We start from the raw sequence: 6,891 nt of genomic DNA on the forward strand, positions 1-6,891 counted from the left end.
AACTCATTAGGATTAGGTATGATCGAAACAGATGAAGGAATCGTTACATTTTTCTATTTTAATAATTTAGGGTTTTACCAGGTAGGTACGGACTACAGTGAGCCAATAGGAATTGAACTTATTTTAGACTCTTTAACCGATTGGCACGACAGAATGGACTCTTTAGCCGAAACTTCACCTTACAATAAGAAAAATAGAAAAAGTGTTTATTTGAAGGCAATTGATAAAAATGAAGAAACTGGCGATTACTTAGTCACGTTATGGAAAAGTATCAATACAGATGATGGTTCAGTATTTGGCTTGCGAGCTGATCGAGCTCCGTCTGATAATACCATTGTTAATGCAGATGAAGCCAATGAAGAAAAAGTTATTTGGGGAAAACCAGCGTATTACTGGTTTATACCAACTCTAAACGTATTTGCTTCAATTAAGTTTAACAATACACTCACTGATGCAGATGTGTTGAATAGCTACTTAAAAGATTATGTTCAATTCAGAAGTAACATTAATGGCCCTATTATTGAAGGAAAAGTAAATAAAGCTGGTGAAGAATATGAGGCAGTTCACTGGAAAGGTCCACACGGTAATTTATGGTTAAGAATTGATAGCCGTAGATATACTAAAATAACTAAGAATGCAGACCTTAGCTTAATAGCAAAAGACATAACACACTTTGTTAAGAAAGAAGAAATCATCACTAGCGCTAAACAACCAGATGATTGGACAAGATACTTCAAGGGATTACCATTTATTTCAAAAAGAGGTGGTGACGGAAGTCGGTCAGTGAGTGTTGTCGTTGATGCTAGACCTACCGGAAAAGAGTTAAAGGCAATGATGGAGACTTACCATCAAAACTATGGCACTAGTAAAAATAAAAAATCTAATCTAGGGTTTAGGAAAGAGGGCACAGGAAGTCAAACATATTGGTTGGATGAATTCATAGTGAAGTCAGGGTTAACAGTACCTATAACCAATACATCTCACTACTCACATAAAACACTGTTTAGCTCTATAAAGGTTGACCGTAATAATTTGTTAGCTCAATTTACGGTTGAGGATGTAGCAGAAAAGGCTGTAGTCGAATGAAAAATATAAATTGGAAGTATATTGCTCTAGTATCAATAATAAACTTAGCATTAGCTTATGTTACTTTTGAAGGTACGACATACGCCAATATTTCCGGTTTAGTGGGTATTCTGCAGAATACATCAGTAATGATATTTACTGTTTTAGGTATTTGGATTGCATACGCATATCCTAAAGCCAAACAAGAGCTTAAAATATTAAAAGACAAGGTTAGTCAAAATGTACCTACTGTTTCTAACTCAGAATTAAGTAATTTAATTACTTTATTTGAAGCAAAGTACGCTGAAGTATCCTTATTGCTGTTTACGTTATTTTTATCAGCTTTTGTCTTAGGTTCTTTATTATTTGGTGTTTTCCTTAAAACCTTATATGAAACTTCAATATTTTATGGCACATTCCAGATTGAAAATGTGAAATTTATATCACTATTTTCCCTTTATAATTTAGTTGCAATTCAGTTATTAGCGGTATATTTAGTCGTCGCCAAAAATGTTAATTTTGCTACTGAATTGCATTCTGAGTTCACCGATGTGAAGTCTATTTTCAAAAATAAACGCTAGGTTCTTTAGAATAAGAAATGGGTGTAATAAGTGGAGTCAGAGCCACTTTAAGTGATTTGTCGCGGTGGCGACGACACCCAAAGGGGGCATAACGCCGCCCCCCCTTTGGAATCCCTGGACGCTGTTAACAAACGACTCCTTCAATTCACTCAAGTGTTTTCGACGTAACCGCTGAACGGGCATCAGGACAATATGCTCCTGCATTGTCTAATAAGGTACATCCTGTACCGTCATGCCCTACATCGCTTTGTTCATCATCCCTGATGAACATACGTGAACACTTTCATTCATTTCATCGTTTGTTCAAGCAGACTAGGTGCTTGTTGAGGCAGTTTAGTTTTTAACGAGCAAAGAGCTAATTAATCGTTATTATTTTGCACAGTTTTAAAGTGCGCCAATTCCCATCTTAGCAATTCAATCACCAACTAACAGAGGTAGGCCTCGACCCGAGACAGGACGTCGAGGGCTGCCGCTGTTCATGGAGGATAAATCGGCAGGAATCGAAGGCTACGTTAGTTGATGTTTGAATGCTTTGCTGAGTTGGGCGCCACGGGGATTCCAAAGGGGCTTTTGGCGTGTAACGCCCCTTTGGGTGTAGTCGCCACCGCGACGCCAAGCAGAAACCCAAGACTCCAATCAGTAAAGTTAATCACTAAAATAGGCAAAAATTCTCAGTTGGGCGCCACGGGGATTCCAAAGGGGCTTTTGGCGTGTAACGCCCCTTTGGGTGCAGTCGCCACCGCGACGCCAAGCAGAAACCCAAGACTCCAATCAGTAAAGTTAATCACTAAAGTAGGCAAAAATGCTCAGTTGGGCGCCATGGGGACTCCAAAGGGGCTTTTGGCGTGTAACGCCCCTTTGGGTGCAGTCGCCACCGCGACGCCAAACAGAAACCCAAAACTCCAATCAGTAAAGTTAATCACTAAAATAGGCAAAAATGCTGAGTTGGGCGCCGCAGGAATTCCAAGGGGAGGCGCGGCGGTACGTCGCCCCTTGGGTGTAGTCGCCACCGCGACGCCAAGCAAAGAAACAATCTCAAGTTAAATTTAAACAACATAAATAGCGATGAAGAAGCTACTTGTATTAAACCTAAAACTCTTGCTCAATGAGTTGGATCTGATGTTCTTTAAAACCATTGATCAATTTTTTTGAGGGAATGCTGTGCTCTAACCCTATAATTTTTTTTAAATTAGGCAGTAGTGCTAAGTCTTTTAATGCTTTATTACTGATCTTTAATACTTCATCTCCACAGCCTGGATCCCAAAAAGGCCATAACTGAGCATAAATGTCAGCGCCGCCATCAACACCGCAATCTTGAGTCAATGAGGTGACTTTTTTTAGTAACTCCTCAGAAATATCGAGCCCTTTAAAATAAGCGAGCACCTCAGGTATAACACTGTCGCCCTCTTGCTCTTTATCTATTTCTCGTTGGTGGTATTCAGCCACAAACTGGTTAAGGTCAAACTTAGGAGTTAATAGCCCCTTGTTATACATCAGATCTTCAATAACGAGTAACTTAAAATGTAGATCGCTAAATTTGATTTTAGCCGTTTTATTAATAGGAAATACTTTAGGTGTATTTTTAATAGCTAAAGTTCGTTCGATAAGTTGATTAAGTTGTGTTTTAGCTTGACTGCTAGGAGCCAGTTTTGAAAGGCGCTGTAAAAATGCAATGGTATTACTTTTAACCATTAGGCTTTTGGCTGTGCTGTTATAGCATTGATCTATAAAAGTATTTGGGTTACTTTCAATATTGACTATCTCCAAGTTATATTCTTTAACTCGTTTTTTGATAACTTCAGGGCTGAAATCACCTTCATGTAGTTTGTTTATGTACTCCATTATTTCGGCAATCTTCGCTTTTGTATTAGGGTAAATACCATAGACTTTCAATACACCCTGTGTGATAAAGTAATCAAGCTGCTCATCACTCCAAAGTGCAATATGTTTTGAAAGTAACTTCAAAACCGCTTTCGATTTTTTATAGAAAAAATCACTTTTTTGGGTGTAAAGTCCAATCGTTTCACTGAGTAAAATATATAATAGTAAATCGCGTCTATCGTCGTTTTGTTTACCACATACAATGTCATTAAGTAATTGTGTATATTTTTCTAAAGCATTGGACGCTAATGGTAATAAACGGATTATGCTATCGCAAGTATCTTGATAAGGGTAAGAATCTAAAAAATTAAATACTAAGTTCCCACCAATGCTCTTTAACTCGTCATACCCTTCACTGTGATAAGAGGGATGTTTTGAATACAAACCAATTAAAAAACTGACCATTTCCCTTAAGTCACCTTGCTCTGCAGGCGTTGTATTTTTTATTAGCTGAGTATTTTTCTCAAGCAGCAGTTGCTCTATTTCACTTTTTAATAATTCAGTGTGCAGTAACAAAGCATGATGATATTTCTGATCAAAAATAACTTTATAATCAGATGAGCTAAAGAGTTTTAAAAAATAATACAGTTTCTCAGGTTGGCTTTTTCCTTGGCGAAATAACCTTAACTCTTTGATTAATGATGAATAAACTTTCATCAGTGTTGGTTGATCAAAGGTATCTTGCCAATTTCGATTTATCTTATCTTTTAATGATTTATTCAAGCGCTGGGTATTTAAATCTAATTGATCTAAGTTTGGTATGAAAGTTGTAAAAAATGACATAAAAAATACTCACTAGTGGAAATAAAAAGCGTTTGAATAAGTTAAAGACCGTATAACCTATTACATTGAAACATCATTTACAACAAAGTGATAAGTCAAATAGTTAGCGTAATGCTATCCATCGCTTCCAAGCATTTAATTCTGGATGTACATCCCTGTAACGTCATGATGACCTACGTAAATATTGTGCTTCACTTCGTGTTTGAATAAGCAGACTGGTGCTTGTTGAGATAGTTGTTTGTCTCTCTAACAAAGTAGTATTTAGTCGTTAAAATTCGACATAGTTGCCAAGAACTCCAATTCCCATCTCAGCAATTCAATCACCAACTAACAAAGGTAGGCCTCGACCCGAGACAGGACGTCGAGGGCTGCCGCTGTTCATGGAGGATAAATCGGCAGGAATCGAAGGCTACGTTAGTTGATGTTTGAATACTTTGCTGAGTTGGGCGCCACGGGGATTCCAAAGGGGCTTTTGGCGTGTAACGCCCCTTTGGGTGTAGTCGCCACCGCGACGCCAAACAGAGAATAAAACTCCAATCGTATGTTGGAAGCAGAAAACTAATTAAATAAACGATCATTCACCAACAACACTTGCTAACTTTTTAATAACCATAAGCTTCTGTTACACTAATACCGCAAACATTTAAACCGAGACTTCTCCTATGGAACGCCCGCCACTTCGACAAGCCAAGACGATTGAAAACGTATTTAATAGTGCTTATTGGCACCTAAGCCAACAAGATTTCACCATTGCTGAAATCCGCACTAAACTTGCGCGCAAAACAGAAAATGGTGAGTGGGTAGAGCAGGTTGTTGCTCACCTTATCGAACGTAATTATTTAAAGAGTGATCTTGAGTTTGCGAAACTTTATTGTGAGTCTGCATTTAGTAATGAAATGGGTAAAGCAGCCGTACAACACAAATTAAAAGTGCGCGGTGTTTCCTCCCGTGATATTGACGCGGCAATCGCGCAAGTTGTTGAACAGCAAAATATTAATTTTGATGAATTGGCAAGCAGCCGGCTACAGTCTCGGTTCGAAACCTTTGACGGTATAAGTAAAGAAAAAGTATATGCACAAATGACAACGAGAGGCTTTACTCACTCACAAATAGATCAGGCGTTGTCACAACATCCGGCACAACATTCGCTACGCAGTAACATGGCGATAAAAGCCGATAAAGCTGAGCTATCAACTGAAATCATTAAATTATATCGAAAAGGAAAAGGGCAAATGCTTATTCTCAATGAATTAAAGCAGCGCCTTATTGATGTGAGTGAATTTGAAGAAACGCTATATCAACTTGAACTTGCTGGTGATATCGACTTTTATCAGAGCTGCAAAGATCAATTAGCAAAGAAAAACTACGACTTATCAGACTATAAAGAACAATCAAAAGCCTATGCATATTTGGCGCGCAAAGGCTTCACCGGTGATGAAATCAAAGAAGCCACTTCACCTGCTCAAGAGTAGTGTCACTGGTCAAATAAAGAGGTGAAAATTAAGCGTAGCGCTACTGTGAAATGCTATTCGCCACCGCGACGTCAAGCAGGAAAGTAAGCTCTAGATACGCTATGGGAATTGAAAAACTGATCGTCGCTATTAGGTTACAATTAATTTACTCGGTTCGCGATCATTCAAGTGGGATATCGACTTAATTTAGTATCAGGTTGTCATAAAAAGCATTGTGCTGGATAGGTTGATAATGGGCCGTTAAGATGAAAGAAGACGCGAAATACTCTTAAGAGTCGCGAGCGTTACTTCTAAATCATTTTCTTTAATATAGCTTGAATGCATTTTTGCCCAAGGGATTTGCTTTTCTTCCATTTTCCCTAAAATATCGTTTCCTTTAGCTGTTAAATTAACAAGTTTTGCTCGTTTATGGTTAGGGTTATCAAGAAAATGCAATAATCCATCTTTACACATTATATCAACTAACCGCTGTACCGCTTGTCGTGATTGCCCCATCGAACGGGCGATTTGAGGAACAGTGAGAGGGGTACTTGCTCTTGCTAATGAACCAAGGATTTTCCACCGTGCACTACTAAGCCCATGTTCTTCAGTGAGTTTGTCACCCTCTACTGCTAGTAGTCCACTAAGTTTAAATGTTTCCAAAACAATTTCAGTAAACGTATATCCCTGATGCGAGTGCTTCATATCTTTTCTCTTACAATAATTGACAGCTTGTTGTCATTATGACAATGTATTGTCAATTACTATACTGGAGCTAAGTCAATGAAGCAATCCATTCACCTTATTGCGGCGATCACCGCTACGTTATGTATAGCTATTTTTTTTATATCTACTGTTCTTGTAGAATTGTCCGGTTCCTATGAGTCAATTACGATGGTTAAAAGCTTGATTGTAATGCCAGGGTTATTTATTTTGCTACCTGCTATGGCTTTTACGGGGGGAACAGGATTTTTTCTTTCAAAAAATAAGAAGGGGCGTTTGGTCAATGCCGATCAGTTAAGAGAATGATCGGTTGACCGATCCAAACGATCATGCAAAATCCGTAGTTAGGAAACTAACTACGGATTTTTTTTGTGAATATTGAACAAGCATTACAGACCACACTTGAA

8 protein-coding genes are annotated in these 6,891 nt (G+C 38.3%); 5 read left to right on the forward strand and 3 right to left on the reverse strand.

Features of this window, described 5'->3' with window-relative positions; translation table 11 throughout:
* Nucleotides 1-18 precede the first annotated feature (18 nt).
* Nucleotides 19-1,086 carry a hypothetical protein gene (locus ABD005_RS17680; protein WP_343819056.1) on the forward strand — a complete coding sequence of 356 codons (1,068 nt, stop codon included), beginning with the start codon at nucleotides 19-21 and terminating at the stop codon, nucleotides 1,084-1,086.
* The gene (locus tag ABD005_RS17685) at nucleotides 1,083-1,646 is read left to right on the forward strand and encodes a hypothetical protein (protein ID WP_343819057.1); all 564 of its coding nucleotides are present in this window, start codon (nucleotides 1,083-1,085) and stop codon (nucleotides 1,644-1,646) included. The genes ABD005_RS17680 and ABD005_RS17685 overlap by 4 nt, the downstream gene beginning before the upstream one ends.
* 145 nt (nucleotides 1,647-1,791) lie before the next feature.
* On the opposite strand, the gene ABD005_RS17690 is transcribed toward ABD005_RS17685, so the two are convergent.
* On the reverse strand, nucleotides 1,792-1,917 hold the full coding sequence (locus tag ABD005_RS17690; protein ID WP_343819058.1) for a hypothetical protein: 126 nt from the start codon (nucleotides 1,915-1,917) through the stop codon (nucleotides 1,792-1,794).
* Between the two features lie 548 nt (nucleotides 1,918-2,465).
* On the opposite strand from ABD005_RS17690, the gene ABD005_RS17695 reads away from it, so the two are divergent.
* Nucleotides 2,466-2,690 carry a hypothetical protein gene (locus ABD005_RS17695; RefSeq protein WP_343819060.1) on the forward strand — a complete coding sequence of 75 codons (225 nt, stop codon included), beginning with the start codon at nucleotides 2,466-2,468 and terminating at the stop codon, nucleotides 2,688-2,690.
* 45 nt (nucleotides 2,691-2,735) lie between these two features.
* Here the strand turns inward: ABD005_RS17695 and ABD005_RS17700 are convergent, their stop codons facing one another.
* Nucleotides 2,736-4,310, reverse strand: coding sequence for a DUF6892 domain-containing protein (locus ABD005_RS17700; protein WP_343819061.1), 1,575 nt, complete (start codon nucleotides 4,308-4,310; stop codon nucleotides 2,736-2,738).
* Between the two features lie 662 nt (nucleotides 4,311-4,972).
* On the opposite strand from ABD005_RS17700, the gene ABD005_RS17705 reads away from it, so the two are divergent.
* Complete coding sequence (locus ABD005_RS17705; RefSeq protein WP_343819062.1) at nucleotides 4,973-5,782, forward strand: RecX family transcriptional regulator; 810 nt, start codon at nucleotides 4,973-4,975, stop codon at nucleotides 5,780-5,782.
* 240 nt (nucleotides 5,783-6,022) lie between these two features.
* Here the strand turns inward: ABD005_RS17705 and ABD005_RS17710 are convergent, their stop codons facing one another.
* Nucleotides 6,023-6,466 (reverse strand): MarR family winged helix-turn-helix transcriptional regulator, encoded by a 444-nt coding sequence (locus ABD005_RS17710; RefSeq protein WP_343819063.1) that lies wholly within the window; start codon nucleotides 6,464-6,466, stop codon nucleotides 6,023-6,025.
* Between the two features lie 78 nt (nucleotides 6,467-6,544).
* Here ABD005_RS17710 and ABD005_RS17715 point away from each other — a divergent pair, with 78 nt between their 5' ends.
* A complete protein-coding gene (locus ABD005_RS17715; protein ID WP_343819064.1) occupies nucleotides 6,545-6,790 on the forward strand; it encodes a hypothetical protein in 246 nt (81 codons plus the stop codon).
* The last annotated feature ends 101 nt before the right edge of the window (nucleotides 6,791-6,891 follow it).

This window comes from Colwellia asteriadis, from assembly GCF_039523295.1.
Classification (GTDB): Bacteria; Pseudomonadota; Gammaproteobacteria; order Enterobacterales; family Alteromonadaceae; genus Colwellia; species Colwellia asteriadis.